General features: G+C 73.0%; 15 protein-coding genes. 6 read left to right on the top strand and 9 right to left on the bottom strand.

Annotated elements, in window-relative coordinates; all coding sequences use genetic code 11:
- Positions 1-47: 47 nt before the first annotated feature.
- The 8 genes from AB0M97_RS04100 to AB0M97_RS04065 form a co-directional block, all read right to left on the bottom strand.
- Positions 48-1,247, bottom strand: coding sequence for a TerD family protein (locus tag AB0M97_RS04100; protein WP_365959355.1), 1,200 nt, complete (start codon positions 1,245-1,247; stop codon positions 48-50).
- 64 nt (positions 1,248-1,311) lie between these two features.
- The gene (locus AB0M97_RS04095) at positions 1,312-2,556 is read right to left on the bottom strand and encodes an MFS transporter (RefSeq protein WP_365959152.1); all 1,245 of its coding nucleotides are present in this window, start codon (positions 2,554-2,556) and stop codon (positions 1,312-1,314) included.
- A gap of 122 nt (positions 2,557-2,678) precedes the next feature.
- Positions 2,679-3,668 carry a zinc-dependent alcohol dehydrogenase family protein gene (locus tag AB0M97_RS04090; RefSeq protein ID WP_365959151.1) on the bottom strand — a complete coding sequence of 330 codons (990 nt, stop codon included), beginning with the start codon at positions 3,666-3,668 and terminating at the stop codon, positions 2,679-2,681.
- Entirely contained in the window at positions 3,665-4,507 is an 843-nt protein-coding gene (locus tag AB0M97_RS04085; protein WP_365959150.1) for a carbohydrate ABC transporter permease, read from the bottom strand. Before AB0M97_RS04085 ends, AB0M97_RS04090 begins: the two co-directional genes overlap by 4 nt.
- The gene (locus AB0M97_RS04080) at positions 4,504-5,445 is read right to left on the bottom strand and encodes a sugar ABC transporter permease (protein ID WP_365959149.1); all 942 of its coding nucleotides are present in this window, start codon (positions 5,443-5,445) and stop codon (positions 4,504-4,506) included. Before AB0M97_RS04080 ends, AB0M97_RS04085 begins: the two co-directional genes overlap by 4 nt.
- Positions 5,442-6,812 (bottom strand): sugar ABC transporter substrate-binding protein, encoded by a 1,371-nt coding sequence (locus AB0M97_RS04075; protein ID WP_365959148.1) that lies wholly within the window; start codon positions 6,810-6,812, stop codon positions 5,442-5,444. Before AB0M97_RS04075 ends, AB0M97_RS04080 begins: the two co-directional genes overlap by 4 nt.
- Before the next feature lie 96 nt (positions 6,813-6,908).
- Positions 6,909-7,679 (bottom strand): DeoR/GlpR family DNA-binding transcription regulator, encoded by a 771-nt coding sequence (locus AB0M97_RS04070; protein WP_365959147.1) that lies wholly within the window; start codon positions 7,677-7,679, stop codon positions 6,909-6,911.
- Positions 7,680-7,977: 298 nt separating this feature from the next.
- On the bottom strand, positions 7,978-8,787 hold the full coding sequence (locus AB0M97_RS04065; RefSeq protein ID WP_365959146.1) for an NAD(P)-dependent oxidoreductase: 810 nt from the start codon (positions 8,785-8,787) through the stop codon (positions 7,978-7,980).
- 221 nt (positions 8,788-9,008) lie between these two features.
- Between AB0M97_RS04065 and AB0M97_RS04060 the strand changes: the two genes are divergently transcribed.
- Together AB0M97_RS04060 and AB0M97_RS04055 are read left to right on the top strand one after the other, a co-directional pair.
- Entirely contained in the window at positions 9,009-9,950 is a 942-nt protein-coding gene (locus AB0M97_RS04060; protein ID WP_365959145.1) for a 5-dehydro-4-deoxyglucarate dehydratase, read from the top strand.
- Positions 9,947-11,110: a hypothetical protein gene (locus tag AB0M97_RS04055; protein ID WP_365959144.1), complete on the top strand. Its 1,164-nt coding sequence runs from the start codon at positions 9,947-9,949 to the stop codon at positions 11,108-11,110. The genes AB0M97_RS04060 and AB0M97_RS04055 overlap by 4 nt, the downstream gene beginning before the upstream one ends.
- A 106-nt stretch (positions 11,111-11,216) precedes the next feature.
- Here the strand turns inward: AB0M97_RS04055 and AB0M97_RS04050 are convergent, their stop codons facing one another.
- Positions 11,217-12,779, bottom strand: a complete 1,563-nt coding sequence (locus AB0M97_RS04050; RefSeq protein WP_365959143.1) for an MFS transporter — start codon at positions 12,777-12,779, stop codon at positions 11,217-11,219.
- A gap of 167 nt (positions 12,780-12,946) precedes the next feature.
- Between AB0M97_RS04050 and AB0M97_RS04045 the strand changes: the two genes are divergently transcribed.
- From AB0M97_RS04045 to araD, 4 genes are all read left to right on the top strand, one after another.
- Positions 12,947-13,552: a TIGR03086 family metal-binding protein gene (locus tag AB0M97_RS04045; protein WP_365959142.1), complete on the top strand. Its 606-nt coding sequence runs from the start codon at positions 12,947-12,949 to the stop codon at positions 13,550-13,552.
- 240 nt (positions 13,553-13,792) lie between these two features.
- Positions 13,793-14,461 carry a GntR family transcriptional regulator gene (locus tag AB0M97_RS04040; RefSeq protein WP_365959141.1) on the top strand — a complete coding sequence of 223 codons (669 nt, stop codon included), beginning with the start codon at positions 13,793-13,795 and terminating at the stop codon, positions 14,459-14,461.
- Complete coding sequence (locus tag AB0M97_RS04035; protein ID WP_365959140.1) at positions 14,458-15,366, top strand: dihydrodipicolinate synthase family protein; 909 nt, start codon at positions 14,458-14,460, stop codon at positions 15,364-15,366. Before AB0M97_RS04040 ends, AB0M97_RS04035 begins: the two co-directional genes overlap by 4 nt.
- The gene (araD, locus tag AB0M97_RS04030; protein WP_365959139.1) at positions 15,354-17,096 is read left to right on the top strand and encodes an L-arabinonate dehydratase; all 1,743 of its coding nucleotides are present in this window, start codon (positions 15,354-15,356) and stop codon (positions 17,094-17,096) included. Before AB0M97_RS04035 ends, araD begins: the two co-directional genes overlap by 13 nt.
- Positions 17,097-17,119 lie beyond the last annotated feature (23 nt).

Raw genomic sequence — 17,119 nt, 5'->3', positions numbered from 1 at the left:
TGACAGAGGGCGCCCCCGGCCTCGTACCGCCAAACCCCCGCGGCCCGCTACAGCGCCTGCGCCGCCGGCTTCACCATTCCCCGAACCGTGCGCGACTTCACGAAGTCGCCCATCGCCGTCATCTCCCACTCGCCCGAGAACTGCTTGATGAGCTTCGCCATCATCACGCCCGTCTGCGACTCGGCGCTGGTGAGGTCGAAGCGGACCAGCTCCTCGCCGCTCGCGGCGTCAATGAGGCGGCAGTAGGCCTTGGCGACCTCCGTGAACTTCTGGCCCGAGAAGGAGTTGACCGTGAAGACCAGGCCCGTGACCTCCTGCGGGAGGCGGCCGAGGTCGACCGCGATCACCTCGTCGTCGCCGCCGCCCTCACCCGTGAGGTTGTCCCCGGAGTGCTTGATCGCGCCGTGCAGGATCTGGAGCTTGCCGAAGTAGCAGCTGTCGATGTGGTTGCGCTGCGGGCCGTAGGCGATGACCGACGCGTCCAGGTCGATGTCCTTGCCGCGGTACGCCGGTTCCCAGCCGAGGCCCATCTTGACCTGGCTGAGCAGCGGCCGGCCGCCCTTGACCAGGGACACCGTCTGGTTCTTCTGGAGGCTGACGCGGCCCTTGTCCAGGTTGATCTTCCCGGCGCCGGGGGCGGGCGGAGCGGCGGGCGGGGCCGGGGGAGCGGCGGGCGCCGCGGGTGCCTGGGGCGCCGGCGTCGGCGGGGCGGGCGGTGTCACCGGGGTGTGCACCGGGGCCGGGGCCGGAGCCGGTTCCTCCACCGAGACGCCGAAGTCCGTGGCGATGCCCGCCAGGCCGTTCGCGTAGCCCTGGCCGACCGCGCGGGCCTTCCACGCGCCGCCGCGCAGGTAGACCTCCACGACCACCAGGGCCGTCTCCGCGCCGAGCTGCGGCGGCGTGAACGTGGCCAGTACGGAGCCGTCGTCCGCGTTGCGGAGGGTGGCCGTCGGTTCGACGCCCTGGAAGGTCTGGCCCTCGCTGTCCGGGCTGGCGGTGATGACGATCTTCTCGATGCCCGGCGGCACCGCGGTGGTGTCGATGGTGATCGCGTCCGGGGCGGTGCCGCCGCCCGAGCGGTGGGTCACGCCGGGGCCAGTGGGCTGGTTGTAGAAGATGAAGTCGTCGTCGGAGCGCACCTTGCCGTCGGCGGTGAGCAGCAGGCCCGATACGTCGAGCCGCACCGGGGCGGCGACGTCCACCGTCACGCGCGCGGCGGAGAGAGGGATGTTCGAGCCGGGGGTCATAGCTGTCATGCCCCATGAACGAGCGAACCCGTTTTACCGTTCCCTTACCCGACGCCCAAATGGGTCAGGACGCGTCCCCGGCGCGCTCGGCCGGGGCCCGCGCCTCCTCCCGGCGCGGCAGCAGCAGCGGCGTCGCCAGCAGGAGTACGCCGGCCAGCGCGATGGCCGTACGGACGCCGGCGACTCCCGCGAGCAGGCCCCACAGGGCCGTCAGGGCCGCCACCGTGAGCTTGCCGGTCACCGACCAGGCCGACAGGGTGCGGGCGACCCGGCCGGTGTCGGTGTGGTCGAGCCGGACCGTCGCCAGCACCGGGTTGAACACGGCCGAGCTGAGGATCAGCCCGAACTCGACGCACATCACGAGGGCCAGGCCCGCCGCGCCCGGTCCCACGAACGCCAGGCCCACCGGCCAGCACGCCCGCACCGTCCCGGCCGTGACCAGCACCCGGTGCGATCCGTACCGCGCCACCAGCCGGCGTGCCAGGCGCGAGCCGATCAGTCCGCCCAGGCACGGCACCGCGAAGGCCAGGCCGTACTGCCAGGGAGCGAAGCCCAGGTCGCCGACCATGAGGACCAGGAGCAGCGGGGACACCGCCATGATCAGGCCGTTGTTCAGGGCCGTGTTCACAAAGAGCGGGCGCAGCGTCGGGTGGGCGAGGATGTGTCGCCAGCCGTCCGTCAGGTCGCGCGGGCGGATCCGGTCGGGAGGCGCGGACTTCGCGGGGTGCGGATCCTTGCCGCCCATCGCCCGGATGCCGAGCGCCGACAGCAGGAAGCTCACCGCGTCGGCCAGCACGGTCGTGACCGGGCCGAGCAGCCCGACGGCGGCGCCGCCGAGCGGGGGGCCCAGCATGGTCGCCGTCCACATCGTCGCCTCGAACCGGCCGTTCGCGGCCAGCAGGTCCTGCCGCCGTACGAGCGCCTTGAGGCAGGCTCCGCTCGCCGCGGTGAACGTGATGCCGGCCGCCGCGACGACGACCGACACCAGCAGGAGCTGGGCGAAGGTCAGCATGCCGAGCGCGTAGGCGGCGGGGACGGTGAGCAGGGCGGCGCAGCGGATCAGGTCGGTGCCGATCATCACGGGGCGCTTGCGGCGGAACTCCACCCACGGCCCGAGCGGTACGGCCACCAGCGCGCCGGCCGCGAGGCCCGCTGCGGCCAGCAGCGACACCTCCGTCGGGCCGGCGCCGAGCGCCATGACGGCGATCAGCGGGAACGCGTCGAAGGCGAGCCACGTCCCGAACGTGCTGACGGTGTACGCCGCCCACAGCCACCCGAAGTCCCGCCCCAGCGACGTCCCGCCCGCCACCGACGACCACCCCCGCCTCGTCCCACCGGCCCGGACAACGTACCGCCGGTCTCCGGTGGGCAGCGCGCGGCTCCCGGGGCGGGGGAGGCACCGGGAGCCGCGCGGTCTGGGGGAGGGTGCCGTTACGGCACCACCACGATCTTCCGGCCGACGCCCGCCGCGAACTGCTCCAGCGCCTGCGGGTAGCGCTCCAGCGGCACGCGGTCGCTGATGAACACGCCCGGGTCCAGCACCCCGTTCGCGAACAGTTCGGCCGCCCGCTCGAAGCTGTGCAGCACGGCCATCGAGCCGGTGATCGTGATCTCCTGGTTGTAGATCCGGTACGGGTCGATCGTGACACGTGTCGCGTAGTCGGCGACACCGAACTGCAGGAAGGTGCCGGACTTGGCGACCCGGTCCAGTCCGTCCTGGATCGCCGCGGCGTTGCCGGTCGCGTCGATCACGACGTCCCAGCCCTGCGGACGGTCCAGTTCGCCGGCGCCCGCCGCGGCGGCGGACACGCCGAGCTGACGGGCGGTCTCCAGGCGCGCCGGGTTCACGTCCACCATGTCCACGCTGGCCGCGCCCGTGCGCTTGGCGAGTTCCAGCATCATCAGGCCCATCGTGCCGGAGCCGTAGATCAGCACGTGCGCGCCGAGCCGGGAGTTGAGGACGTCGTAGCCGCGCACCGCGCAGGACAGCGGCTCGATGAGGGCCGCGTCCTCGGTGCGGACGTGCTCGGGCAGCTTGACGCAGTTCGCCACGGGCGCCAGCGCGTACTGCGCGGCACCGCCCGGGACGGTCACGCCGATCGCGGCCCACCGCTCGCACAGGTTGTTGTGGCCGGTACGGCAGTAGCGGCACTCGTGGCAGTGCAGCGAGGGGTCCACGGCCACCCGGTCGCCGACCGACACCTCGGTGACCTGTGAGCCGACCTCGGCGACCACGCCGGCGAACTCGTGGCCCGGCACGATCGGCAGCTTCGGCGCGAACTCGCCCTGGAGGATGTGCAGGTCGGTGCCGCACAGCCCGCACGCGGCGACCTCGACGACGACGTCGCGCGGCCCGGGCGTCGGGTCCGGGACCTCGGAGACGACGGCGCGGCCCACGGACTCGATGACGGCGGCCTTCATTTCACGGCTCCCAACGACAGGCCCTGGACGAGTTTGTCCTGGGCGGCGAACCCCGCGGCGAGCACCGGCAGGGAGACGACGAGCGACGCGGCGCACACCTTCGCCAGGAACAGGCCCTGGCTGGTGATGAAGCCGGTCAGGAAGACGGGGGCGGTCTCGGCGACCACGCCCGTCAGGACCCGGGCGAACAGCAGCTCGTTCCAGCTGAAGATGAAGCAGATCAGGGCCGTGGCCGCCATGCCGGGCAGGGCGATCGGGGCGACCACGCGCGTGAGGACGGTCGGCAGCCGGGCGCCGTCGAGCTGCGCCGCCTCGATCACCGCGACCGGGATCTCGGCGAGGAAGGACTGCATCATCCACACCGCGATCGGCAGGTTCATGGACGTGTAGAGGATGACGAGCAGCCAGATGTTGTCGAGCATCCCGGTGTTCTTCGCGAACAGGTAGATCGGCAGCAGGCCCGCCACGGCCGGCAGCATCTTGGTGGACAGGAAGAAGAACAGCACGTCCGTCCACTTCTTCACCGGCCGGACGGACAGGGCGTACGCGGCGGGCAGCGCCAGCAGCAGCACGCACAGCGTGGAGACGACCGACGCCACCGTGGAGTTGACCAGCGCGGGCCAGGGGCTCGCGCCGCCGCCCGTGCCGAAGAACTCGCGGTAGCCGTCCAGGGTGAGGGCGGCGGTGAACGACGGCGGGTTGGTCGCCGCGTCCTCCTCCGAGTGGAAGGAGGTGAGCGCCATCCAGGCGATCGGCAGGAAGAACACGATCCCGGCCAGCCAGGCCACCAGGCCAAGACCCGCTCCCTTGCGGCTCACTCGTACGGCCACGGCGCTCATGCGCGGGACACCTCCTCGCGGAACAGGGACGACACCACGCGCAGCGCGAAGGTCGCGATGACGATCGAGCTGAGGACGACCAGGACGCCCGCGGCCGAGGCGAGGCCGTTCTCGTGGGCCTGGTAGAAGCTCTGGTAGACGGTGTAGGGCAGGTTGGCGGTGCCGAGGCCGCCGGAGGTGATCGTGAAGACCGCGTCGAAGTTCTGCACGATGTAGATGGAGCCGAGCAGCGCGCCCAGTTCGAGGTAGCGGCGCAGGTGCGGCAGCGTGAGGTGGCGGAAGATCTGCCAGTCGCTCGCGCCGTCGACGCGGGCTGCCTCGATCTGCTGGTGGTCGCGGCTCTGCAGGCCCGCCAGCAGGATGAGCATCATGAACGGCGTCCACTGCCACACCAGCGAGACTTGGACGGCGAGCAGCGGGGTGTTGGCGATCCAGTCCGGCTGCGGGCCGCCCACGTAGTGCAGCAGGCCGTTGAGCAGGCCGTACTCCGGGTTGTAGAGGACGTGCTTCCACAGCAGGGCCGCCGCCACCGGGACCACCAGGAACGGGGCGATGAGCAGGGTGCGCACCAGGCCCCGGCCGCGGAACCTGCGGTCCAGCAGCAGGGCGAGCAGCAGGCCCAGCACCAGGCAGGCGAGCACGACGCCCACGGTCAGCAGGACCGTCGTCCACACCGAGTGGCGCAGGTCCGGATCGGTCAGCACCTCCCGGTAGTTGTCGAAGCCGGTGAAGTGCCGGGCGTCCGGGTAGAGCGCGTTCCAGTCGAAGAAGGAGATCACCAGCGTCGCCACGAACGGCAGCTGGGTCACCAGGATCATGAAGACCAGGGCGGGCATCAGCGGGGCCCGCGTGGCCCAGGCGCGCAGCCGGGGGGAGGGCCGGTGCACGGGGGCGGGGAGCGGGGGTGCGGCCACGGGGGCCGGTGTGGTCGCGGTCATCGTCCCTCGTACTCCTCGGAGATCTTCTCGGCGAGTGCCTGCGCCTTCCTCAGGGCCGCGTCGACGGACTGGCGTCCGGCGATGGCCGCGCTGATCTCCTGGGAGACCTTGGTGCCGAGGTCGGTGAACTCGGGGATGCCGACGAACTGGATGCCGGGCGCGGGCCGCGGCTGCACCCCGGGGTCGGTGGGCCGGGCGCCCTCGATGGCCTTCCTGGTCATCTCCTGGAAGGCGGCGGCCTCCTTGCGGTAGGCGGGGCGGGCGTACGTCGAGGCGCGCTTGCCCGCCGGGACGCTGGACCAGCCGATCTCGTCGCCGACCAGCTGCTCGTACTCCTTGCCGGACGCCCAGGAGACGAACTTCCAGGCGTTGTCGGGGTTGCGGGAGGCGTTCTGGATGCCCCAGGCCCAGGTGTAGAGCCAGCCGGAGGACTCGGTCTTCTCGACCGGTGCGGGCGCGTAGCCGACCTTGCCCTTGACGGGGGAGTTCGCGGACTCCAGGGAACCGGCCGCGGAGGTGGCGTCGTACCACATGGCGACCTTGCCCTGGGTCATGTTGTTCAGGCACTCGGCGAAGCCGGCCTGGGAGGCGCCGGACTCGCCGTGCTCGCGCACCAGGTCGACATAGAACTTCGTCGCCTTCGTGAACTCGGGGGAGTCCAGGCGCGCCCGCCAGTCCTTGTCGAACCAGGTGCCGCCGAAGGTGTTCACCACGGTCGTCAGCGGCGCCATGACCTCGCCCCAGCCCGGCAGGCCGCGCAGGCAGATGCCCTTCATGCCCGGCTCGGCCCCGTCGGCCCGGGCGGCCAGTTCGGCGACCTGGGTCCAGGTGGGGCGCTCGGGCATCGTCAGGCCCGCCTCGGCGAAGACGTCCTTGCGGTACATCAGGAAGGACGACTCGCCGTAGAAGGGCTGCCCGTAGAGCTTGCCGTCGTCGCCGGTGAGGGAGTCGCGCATCGGCTTGAGGACGTCCTGCTCGTCGTACGCCGGGTCCTTGGCGACGTAGGAGTCCATCTCGCGCAGCCAGCCGTTGCGGGCGTAGATCGGGATCTCGTAGTTGGACAGCGTGGCGACGTCGTACTGGCCCGCCTGGTTGGCGAAGTCCTGGCTGATCTTGTCGCGGACGTCGTTCTCGGGCAGGGCGGTGAAGTTGACCTTGATGCCGGTCTCCTGGGTGAAGTGCGCGGCGGTCAGCTTCTGCAGCTCGGTCATCTGGGGGTTGTTGACCATCAGGACGTTGAGGGAATCGCCGCCGGATCCGGCCCCGCCCGCTCCGACCCAGCAGCCGGAGAGCAGCGGGGCGAGCAGCGTCCCTGCGGCGGCCGCGGCGAGTGTGGCTCGCGGCCTCCGTCGGCTCTGGGTTCGCATGGATCGCTCCTGGACGTACATATCGGGGGACAAGGGGCGCCGGTGGGCAAGGGGGTGCCCCACGGGGGGGGAGGGGGTGCAGGGGTGCGCGGGTGTTCAGACGCGGATCACTTGCGGCCCGAGCAGCGCGTAGCGGTGGGCCTCGGACGCGGGCAGCAGGGTGCTCGTCACGACCGCCTCCAGCGCGCCGACCTCGGCGAACCGGCAGAAGCTGACCGCGCCGAACTTGGTGTGCACGCCCGCGAACACCGTGCGGCGCGCGGCCCGCATCGCCTGCGCCTTGACCTCGCCGACCGCCGGGTCGGGCGTGGTCAGGCCGTGTTCGCGGGAGATGCCGTTGGCGCCGATGTACGCCAGGTCGAGGACGAAGCCGGCCAGCATCTTCGTCGTCCAGTGGTCGACGGTGGCCAGCGTGCCGGAGCGGACCCGGCCACCCAGCAGCAGGACGGAAACGTTGTCGGCCCCGGCGAGCGCGCCCGCGACCGGCAGGGACGCCGTGACGACGGTCAGCTGCCGGTCACGGGGCAGCGCCTCGGCGATGAGCTGCGGGGTGAAGCCCTCGTCGACGAAGACCGTCTCGGCGTCCCCGAGCAGGTCGGCCGCGGCTGCCGCGATCCGGCGTTTCTCGGGCACGTGGCTGGTGGCGCGGAAGGCGAGGGTCGTCTCGAAGCCGGCGCTCTCCACGGGGTAGGCACCGCCGTGGGTGCGGCGGACCAGGCCGTGGTCCTCCAGGGCCCGCAGGTCCCGCCGTACGGTCTCCTTGGCCACGCCCAGCCGGGCGGCGAGCGTGGTGACGTCGACCGAGCCGGTGGCGCGGGCGACCCGCACGATCTCGTGCCGGCGTTCTTCCGACGATCTCGCCTCCACGGCCGTCACCGCCTCCGTGCGTCGTTGCCCGTTCGGGCCCGGTGGGGCCCATGGGGGAAGTTCTACAGCGGGCGTGCGGGCCTGACCAGGCCTGTTGCCGATGCGATGCTGCCCGCTTGCGCCCGGCTCGGGCAGCGGCGTGCCCGCCTCGGACCTGCGGCGGCGCCGGGCGGGCGGGGGAAACGGGCAGCACGGATGCCCGAATGCGACAGCGGGCGGGCCCGTTCGGTGCCCGCCCGCTGTCGCGGCCGATGGTTGTGAGACGTGCCGGCGCCTCGGTGTGCCCCGCCCCGGAGGGTCAGTACGGCCAGATCGGTGGGTCGGTCACGAAGTGGCCGCCCAGGCAGGCGTGCGCCGGATCGTCCGGATCCAGCTCGCCCTGCTCGGCGACCAGCTTCCCGGCGAACGCCTCGGAGTCGTCCTGCGGTGCGTAGCCGAGCGCCCGCGCGGTGCCGAGGTCCCACCACAGGCGGGTGTTGGCGGAGGAGCCGTACACGACGGTGTGCCCGACGTCCTCGGCGGTCAGCGCCGCGTGGAAGAGGCGGGCGCAGTCGGCGGGGCTCATCCACACCGACAGCATGCGCACGCTGGTGGGCTCCGGGAAGCAGGAGCCGATGCGCACGGAGACGGTCTCCAGGCCGTGCTTGTCCCAGTAGAGCTGGGCGAGGTCCTCGCCGAAGGACTTGGACAGGCCGTAGAAGGTGTCCGGGCGGCGCGGGGTGTCGACCGGGATGAGCGGGTCGTCGCCCCGCGGGCGCGGGGTGTAGCCGACGGCGTGGTTGGAGGAGGCGAAGACGACGCGTCCGACGCCCTCCTCGCGGGCGGCCTCGTAGAGGTGGTAGGTGCCCTGGATGTTCGCCGAGAGGATCTTCTCGAAGGGGGCTTCCAGGGAGATGCCCGCGAGGTGGATGATCGCATCGACGCCGCGTACGGCCTCGCGCACCGCGTCCTGGTCGGCCAGGTCGGCGGTGATCGCGTCCGGCTCGCCCTCGACGGGGCGCACGTCGAGCAGGCGCAGCTCGTAGCCGTAGTCGGGGAGCAGGTCCCGCATCAGGGTGCCGAGGCCGCCGGCGGCGCCGGTGAGCAGAACGGTGCGGGGAGCGGGCATCCTCGGTCTCCTTGGATCACGGCCGTGCACATGCACGCATGCCATTCATATGCGTGGACACGCTAGGGAGCGCGGACGTGGGGCGTCAAGTGGGCCGTGGAAGCCGGAAATCCGGTGTCGTGTCACCCCTTGGCGCGCTTGACCGCCCTCCAGGGAGCGCTTTAGCGTGAACCTGTTCAGAAATATAGACGCAGATCATGAATATGGAACCGGGAGTGCCCGTGACGCCAGCCCCCCTCGCCGCTCGGCTCGCCATCCCCAGCGGCCCGCTGTTCTTCCCCGTCACGGCGTACGGCCCGGACGGCCAGGTCGACCCCGGCACCTTCCGCGCGCACGTACGACGCGGCGTCGAGGCGGGCGCCGCCGCCGTGTTCGCCTGCTGCGGCACCGGCGAGTTCCACGCGCTCACCCCCGAGGAGTTCCAGACGTGCGTCGCCGCCGCCGTCGAGGAGACCGCCGGACGCGTACCCGTCGTCGCGGGCACCGGCTACGGCACCGCCCTCGCCGTCCGCTACGCCCGCCTGGCCGCCGAGGCCGGGGCCGACGGGCTGCTCGCCATGCCGCCGTACCTGGTGGCCGCCGGCCAGGAAGGACTCCTGCGGCACTACCGGGAAGTGGCCGCGGCGACCGACCTGCCCGTCATCGTCTACCAGCGCGACAACGCCGTGTTCACCCCGGAGACGGCCGTCGCACTGGCCCGCACCGACGGCATCGTCGGCTTCAAGGACGGGCTCGGCGACCTCGACCTCATGCAGCGGATCGTCAGCGCCGTGCGCGCCGAGGCACCCGGCGACTTCCTCTACTTCAACGGCCTGCCCACCGCCGAGCAGACCCAGCTCGCCTACCGCGGCCTCGGCATCACCCTCTACTCGTCCGCGGTGTTCTGCTTCGCCCCCGAGATCGCCGTCGCCTTCCACCGCGCGCTGCGCACCGGCGACGACACCACCGCCCACCGCCTGCTGGACGGCTTCTACCGGCCGCTCGTCGAACTGCGCGCCCAGGGCCGCGGCTATGCCGTCTCCCTGGTCAAGGCCGGGGTGCGGCTGCGCGGCCTCGACGTCGGGGAGGTCCGCCCGCCGCTGCACGAACCGGGCGAGGACCATGTCAAGCAGCTCGCCGCGCTGATCGAGCGCGGCGAGGCGCTGCTCCAGGAGGGCGAATGAAGGCGTCGGCATTCCTCTACCCCTGGGACGTCAACGGCGATCCGCGGGCGGCGGAGTCCGTGGCCGGCCTCGGCGTACGGCAGGCCACACTCGCCGCCGCCTACCACTCCACGCGCGCGCTGACGCCCCGCCACCCCCGGCACCGGATCGTCACCGCCGAGCACGCCGCCGTGCTGTACCCGCCGGGCGACAGATGGCACGGGCGCGTCCTGCGCCCCTACCCGTCCGGCGACTGGGCGGCCGGCGACGCCTACGGCGAAGCCGCCGACGCGCTCGCGTCCGCCGGTCTGGAGGTGCACACCTGGGTCGTCCTCGCGCACAACTCCCGCCTGGGCGCCGAGCACCCGGAGACGTCCGTCGTCAACGCCTACGGCGACCGCTACCCGTGGGCGCCCTGCATCGCGCAGCCCGCCACGCGCGCGTACCTCGTCGACCTGGCCGCCGAGGCGGCGGTACGGCCCGGGGCGCGGGGCACGGAACTGGAGTCCCTCGGCTGGTACGGCCTCGCGCACCTGCACGCCCACGACAAGACCGGCGGTGTCGGCCTCGGGGACGCCGGGCAGTACCTGATGTCGCTGTGCTTCTGCCCCGCCTGCCGGGACGGCTACGGCGGGCACGGCCTGGACGCCGACGAACTGGCCGCCGCCGTGCGCACCGCGCTGGAGCCCGTGTGGCAGGGGGCGCCCTCGGACGAGGGCTGGGCCGGGGTGGAGAAGCTGCTCGGGGAGACCCCCGCCAACGTCACGCGCGCGTGGCGCGACGCGACGGCCCGCACGCTCCAGGAGGAGGCGGTCGCCGCGGTACGCGCCGCCGCGCCCGACGGTTTCCAGGTACTGCTGCACGCCGACCCGGTGTCGTACCACTGCGGCGCCAACGCCGGCGTCGACCCGGCGCACATCCTGTCCGTCGCGGACGGCGTGGTCGTGCCCTGCACGGGGAGCCCGGCGCCGCTCACCCCGTTCGCCCGCGCGGCGCGCGAGGACACGGTCCTCGCCGCCAACTTCACGGTGGTCTCCGGCATGGGCGGCAGCCCCACCACCCTCGCGGCGGACGCCGCACGGGCCCGCCGCCTCGGTGCGACGGAACTGCGGTTGTATCACGCGGGGTTGGCGTCGGACCGGGATCTGGGGGTGGTGCGGGGGGTGCTGGCGGGGTTGTGATGCCGGGGGCGTCGGCCGCGGCGGGTCGCGTGCGGTTGGCGTTGAGCGGGAGGGCGGGGCGGGGGCGCCGGTGGGGCTGTGAAGCCGGCGGCGTCGGCAGTGAGGGTCACCTGCGGTCGGTGTCGGACGGTGGGCCAGTGGTGCGGGAAGTGCCTGCCGGGCTTCGGCGGAGCGCCGTTGCCGTCACGAGCAGCGCCGCGCCCAGGGCGGCCAGCAGCAGCCGGTGGTCGGCCAGTTCGACCAGGGCCGCACCGGCCGCCAGCCCCAGCACGTTCGGCGTGAACACCACGGTGTTCGCGGTGGCCGTGACCCGGCCCAGCAGCGCGCCCGGCGTCTCGCGCTGCACCGCGGTCAGCGCGGCGATCAGCACCGCGGGCAGCCCCGCCCCGATCGCCACGCTGCACACCACGGCCACCGCGTCGGACGGCACCGCCCGCCCCGCCACGGCGACGGCGAACAGGGCGATGCCGAGCGCCGCGAACCGCCGCTCACCCAGCCGGCGCATCGCCGGTCCGGAGACCAGGCCCACCGCCACGGAACCGGCGCCCTGCGCGGCGTACAGCACACCGGCGAACGCGGGGGAGCGGCCGAGGGCGTCGACCACGGCGTAGACCAGCGCGCCGCCGAGCCCCGCGCACAGCATGGTGACGCCACCGGCCAGCACGAGCGGGCGCAGGAGCGGGTGCGACCGGAGGTGGCGCATGCCTTCGGTGACGCCGACGCGGCCGCCGGGTTGGCCGGACCGGCCGGTGTCCTCGCCGCCCTGTTCCGGGCCGTCGCCCTCGCCGGGTGGGCCGGGGTTCTCGTGTCGGCCGGACTGTCCGTGCCCGCTGTCTTCGCCGTCCTGTTCGGGCCCGTCGCCGTCACCGGGTGGGTCGGGGTTCTCGTGCTGGCCGGGCCATCCACGCCCGCTGTCCTCGCCGCCGTCACCCGGCCCGCCGTCCTGTTCGGGCCCGTCGCCGTCACCGGGTGGGCCAGGGTTCTCGTGTCGGCCGAGCCGCCCACTCCCGCTGTCCTCGCCGCCGTCCCCCGGCCCGCCGCCCGCACCGTCCCGCACGGCGCCCACCGGTACCCCCTCCCGGACCCGCAACCCCCAGCAGAGCCCCGCCGCCAGCACGAACGTCGCCGCGTCCAGGAGGGCGACCGCCGGGCCGCCCCAGGCCGTGTAGAGGCCCGCGCCGGCCGGCGGTGCCAGGAGTTTCATGCCCTCGGTGGCCGTCGTGCGCAGCCCGTTGAAGTCGCCGAGCAGCGCGGTGTCCACGGCGGTGGCGACCAGCGCCGACTCGGCCGCGTCATGGACGACGCCCGCCGCGCCGTACGCGAACAGCACCGCGAACACGATCCACACCCGGTCCGCCGCGTCCACGGCCAGCAGCGCCGGGAGCAGCGCGGCCATGAGCAGGTTCACGCCGATCAGCAGCGGCTTGCGGCGGACCCGGTCGGCGAGCGCGCCAAGCAGCGGCCCGGCGAGGGTGGGGGCCCACATGGCGAGCATGCACAGCGCGGCCAGGCCGTCCGAGCCGGTGAGGTCCTTGACCCAGACTCCGGCGGCCAGCCAGAGCGCGGAGGTGCCGAAGCCAGAGACCACGACTCCGGTGAGGAACAGGCCCGCGTCGCGGTCGCGCAGTACGCGCGCCACCGCCCACTTCGTCGATCCGGTGGTCGTCATGCCTGGTCATCGTGGTCCTGAGGAGGCGGGGAGGGGATCGGGAGAATGCCCTAGGAATGCGGCCCGGCACCGATGAGTCCCGGCGTCGCCGTCGGTCTACCTCCTGAGCGGGCCCCCGGTCTTCCCGGGGTGGCCGCCGTCAGGGACGCCGACGAGCAGGAGCACCGATGACCGACCCGACCCCCACCCCGATCGTCGACCTCGGGCCGCAGACCCGGATCGTGGCACGCCTCGCCGAGGGCGTGAGCGACGAGCAGTTCGCGGGCCCGACGCCCTGCCCGGCGTACGCCGTGCGCAATCTGCTGGGCCACCTGCTCGGGCTCGCCGTCGCCTTCCGTGACGCGGGGCGCAAGGACCTGGGCGTGACGACCGACACCAGCCCGGAGGCCTCGATGCCGGACGTCGGGCCCGGCTGGCGCGAGGAGCTGCCCACAGTCCTCGAGGAGCTGGCCGAGGCGTGGCGCGACCCGGCCGCCTGGACCGGCATGACCCGGGCCGGCGGGGTGGACCTGCCCGGCGAGGTCGCCGGGGCGGTCGCCGTCGACGAGCTGGTGATCCACGGCTGGGACCTGGCCCGCGCGACCGGCCAGGACTACGAGCCCGACCCTGAGGCGCTGCGGGCGGCGCACGCCTTCGTCACCGCGGCGGCCGAGCAACCGCCCGGCGAGAACAAGATCTTCGGGCCGCCCGTCCCGGTCCCGGCCGACGCCCCGCTGCTGGACCGCACGGTGGGTCTGGCCGGCCGCGACCCGCACTGGACGCCGCGCGCGTAGGCCGCACGGAACCGCTCCGCACCCGGCCCCCGAGGACCGCACCACCGTCCTCGGGGGTCCACTCATGTCGCCCGCAAACCGTTCAGAAGCCTCAAATCCCACGATCGCGGACCGATTTCGACGTCACCCCGTTTTCTTCTGCGCGAAGCATTGACGAAACAGCAAGCCCTTTCTACCTTCAACGCGTCGTACTTCGTACGTCATATATGAGACGCGATATGCGAGATCCGAGAGGCGCGCATGACCTCTGTGCCCACCCCGATCCCCTCCCGCACGCAGTACGTGCTAGAGGAGATCAAACGCCGCATTCTCACCGGGCAGTTGACGCCGGGGCAGGCCCTGGTCGAGACCGAGCTCGCCGCCCAGTTCGGCGTCTCCAAGACCCCCGTCCGCGAGGCGCTCAAGACCCTGGCCGGCACCGGACTGGTCGTGATGAGCCAGTACAAGGGCGTCACGGTGCGCATGGTGGACGCGGACATGGCGCGCGAGGTCTACGACGTGCGGCTGCTGCTGGAGCCCGAGGCGCTGCGGCGGGCGGTGCTGCGCGGTTCCACCCTGGAGGCCGCGAGGGACGCGCTGACCCGGGCCGACATCGCCACGGACACCGCCGAACGGTCCCTGGCGAACCGGGAGTTCCACCGCGCCCTGTACCTGCCCTGCGGCAACCCGCTGCTCGGCCGGATGCTGGACGAGGTCCGCGACCAGGCGGCCCTCGTCTCCGCGGTCGCGTGGGCCGCCGACCCCTCCTGGGAGCGGGAGGCGGGCGAGCACCGCGAGATCCTGCGCCTCGCCCTCGCGGGTGACGCGGACGGCGCGGCGCGCGCCCTGCACGCACACATCGCGTCGTTCGTCGAGCGGGCCTTCCCCGCCGCGGAATACGAGGCCCAGAAAGAGGACGGTCAGGCATGACAGCGACGTTCGAGACGCAGCGGGCGGCCCTGGCCGACGTGGTGGCGATCCCGGTGACCCCGTTCGCGGAGGACGGCTCCGTCGACCGGGACACCTACCGGGCCCTGTTGCGCCGGCTGCTCGACGGTGGTGTCACGACTCTGACCCCCAACGGCAACACCGGCGAGTTCTACGCCCTCACCCCCGAGGAGCGCAGCCTCGTCACGGAACTGACCGTCGAGGAGGCCGGTGACCGGGGCGTCGTCCTGGTCGGCGTCGGCCACGACGTGCCGACCGCCGTCGCCTCCGCCCGGCACGCCCGGGAACGGGGCGCCGCGATGGTGATGGTGCACCAGCCCGTCCACCCCTACGTCTCGCAGAGCGGCTGGGTCGACTACCACCGCGCGATCGCCGGGGCGGTGCCCGAGCTGGGCGTCGTACCGTACATCCGCAACCCGCAGCTGACCGGCGCCCGCCTCGCCGAACTCGCCGACGACTGCCCCAACGTGATCGGCGTGAAGTACGCCGTCCCGGACGCGTCCCGGTTCGCCGCGTTCGCGCGGGACGCCGGCCTGGACCGCTTCGTGTGGGTGGCCGGGCTCGCCGAGCCGTACGCGCCGTCGTACTTCTCCGCGGGCGCCACCGGATTCACCTCCGGGCTGGTCAACGTCGCCCCGTCGGTCTCGCTGAACATGATCGAGGCGCTGCGGGCGGGCGACTACCCGGGCGCCATGAAGGTCTGGGAGCAGATCCGCCGCTTCGAGGAGCTGCGCGCCGCCAACGGCTCCGCCAACAACGTCACCGTCGTCAAGGAGGCCCTCGCCTCGCTCGGCCTGTGCCGCCGCGAGGTCCGCCCGCCGAGCAGGCAGCTGCCCGAGAGCGAGCGCGCCGAGGTCGCCGCCATCGCGTCCGGATGGTCCGTATGAGCACACCGAAGAAGCGCCCCGAGGACCTCAGAAGCCACCAGTGGTACGGCACCGACGGGCTGCGGTCCTTCAGCCACCGGGCCCGCACCCGCCAGCTCGGCTACCTGCCCGAGGAGCACCTGGGCAAGCCGGTCATCGCGATCCTCAACACCTGGTCGGACATCAACCCCTGCCACGTGCACCTGCGCGACCGCGCCCAGGCCGTCAAGCGCGGGGTGTGGCAGGCGGGCGGCTTCCCGCTGGAGTTCCCGGTCGCCACGCTCAGTGAGACCTTCCAGAAGCCGACCCCGATGCTCTACCGCAACCTGCTGGCGATGGAGACCGAGGAGCTGCTGCGCTCCTACCCGGTGGACGGCGCCGTGCTGATGGGCGGCTGCGACAAGTCCACGCCGGCGCTGCTGATGGGTGCCGCGTCCGCCGGCCTGCCCGCGGTGTTCGTGCCGGCCGGGCCCATGCTGCCGGGCCACTGGCGGGGCGAGACCCTCGGCTCGGGCACCGACATGTGGAAGTACTGGGACGACAAGCGGGCCGGCCTGATCGGCGACTGCGAGATGCAGGAGCTGGAGAGCGGCCTGGCCCGCTCGCCCGGCCACTGCATGACGATGGGCACGGCGTCCACGCTGACCGCCGCCGCCGAGGCGCTCGGCGTGACCGTCCCGGGTGCCTCCAGCATCCCGGCCGTCGACTCCGGGCACGACCGGATGGCCGCCGCCGCGGGCCTGTGCGTGGTCGAACTGGTCCACAAGGACCGCAGGCTGGGCGACATCCTCACCCCGGAGGCCTTCGAGGACGCGGTGACGACCGTCCTCGGCCTCGGCGGCTCCACCAACGCCGTGATCCACCTGATCGCCATGGCGGGCCGCGCGGGCGTCAGGCTGACCCTGGACGACTTCGACCGCATCGCCCGCACGGTGCCGGTCCTCGCCAACGTCCGGCCCGGCGGACAGACGTACCTGATGGAGGACTTCCACTTCGCGGGCGGGCTGCCCGGGTTCCTCTCCCGGATCCCGGACCTGCTCCACCTGGACCGGCCCACCGTCGCCCACGACACGCTGCGCGAGCAGCTCGCCGGCGCCCGGGTGCACCACGACGACGTCATCCGGCCGCGCGACAACCCGGTCGCCGCCGAGGGCGGGGTCGCCGTCCTGCGCGGCAACCTCTGCCCGGACGGCGCCGTCATCAAGCACATCGCCGCCGAGCCGCACCTGCTGAAGCACACCGGCCCGGCCGTCGTCTTCGACGACTACCGGACGATGCAGCGGACCATCAACGACCCGGCGCTGAACATCACCGCCGACAGCGTGCTGGTGCTGCGCGGCGCCGGACCCAAGGGCGGCCCCGGCATGCCCGAGTACGGGATGCTGCCCATCCCCGACAACCTGCTCAAGCAGGGCGTGCGGGACATGGTCCGCATCTCCGACGCGCGCATGAGCGGCACGAGCTACGGCGCGTGCGTCCTGCACGTCGCGCCCGAGTCCCACGTCGGCGGCCCCCTCGCGCTGGTGCGCAGCGGGGACCTGATCACCCTGGACGTCGAGGCGCGCGCGCTGCACCTGCACGTGGACGACGCGGAGCTGGAGCGCCGCAGGGCGCGCTGGACACCGCCGCCCGCCCGCTACGAACGCGGCTACGGCGCGCTCTACAACGAGCAGATCACCCAGGCGGACACCGGCTGCGACTTCGAGTTCCTCGCGCGGCCCGGCACGGTGCACGACCCGTACGCGGGCTGACCCCGCCCGGCCGCCCCACCCGG

Origin of the sequence: Streptomyces sp. NPDC051207 (genome assembly GCF_040682395.1) — a bacterium.
Taxonomy (GTDB): domain Bacteria; phylum Actinomycetota; class Actinomycetes; order Streptomycetales; family Streptomycetaceae; genus Streptomyces.
This window is presented reverse-complemented; position numbering and strand designations above follow the sequence as displayed.

Coding starts and splice junctions, on each gene's coding strand:
- AB0M97_RS04035 (WP_365959140.1), top strand. CDS start 14,458: ATGACAGCGACGTTCGAGACGCAGCGGGCGGCCCTGGCCGACGTGGTG.
- AB0M97_RS04085 (WP_365959150.1), bottom strand. CDS start 4,507: ATGAGCGCCGTGGCCGTACGAGTGAGCCGCAAGGGAGCGGGTCTTGGC.
- AB0M97_RS04045 (WP_365959142.1), top strand. CDS start 12,947: ATGACCGACCCGACCCCCACCCCGATCGTCGACCTCGGGCCGCAGACC.
- AB0M97_RS04065 (WP_365959146.1), bottom strand. CDS start 8,787: ATGCCCGCTCCCCGCACCGTTCTGCTCACCGGCGCCGCCGGCGGCCTC.
- AB0M97_RS04055 (WP_365959144.1), top strand. CDS start 9,947: ATGAAGGCGTCGGCATTCCTCTACCCCTGGGACGTCAACGGCGATCCG.
- araD (WP_365959139.1), top strand. CDS start 15,354: ATGGTCCGTATGAGCACACCGAAGAAGCGCCCCGAGGACCTCAGAAGC.
- AB0M97_RS04040 (WP_365959141.1), top strand. CDS start 13,793: ATGACCTCTGTGCCCACCCCGATCCCCTCCCGCACGCAGTACGTGCTA.
- AB0M97_RS04075 (WP_365959148.1), bottom strand. CDS start 6,812: ATGCGAACCCAGAGCCGACGGAGGCCGCGAGCCACACTCGCCGCGGCC.
- AB0M97_RS04090 (WP_365959151.1), bottom strand. CDS start 3,668: ATGAAGGCCGCCGTCATCGAGTCCGTGGGCCGCGCCGTCGTCTCCGAG.
- AB0M97_RS04050 (WP_365959143.1), bottom strand. CDS start 12,779: ATGACGACCACCGGATCGACGAAGTGGGCGGTGGCGCGCGTACTGCGC.
- AB0M97_RS04100 (WP_365959355.1), bottom strand. CDS start 1,247: ATGACCCCCGGCTCGAACATCCCTCTCTCCGCCGCGCGCGTGACGGTG.
- AB0M97_RS04080 (WP_365959149.1), bottom strand. CDS start 5,445: ATGACCGCGACCACACCGGCCCCCGTGGCCGCACCCCCGCTCCCCGCC.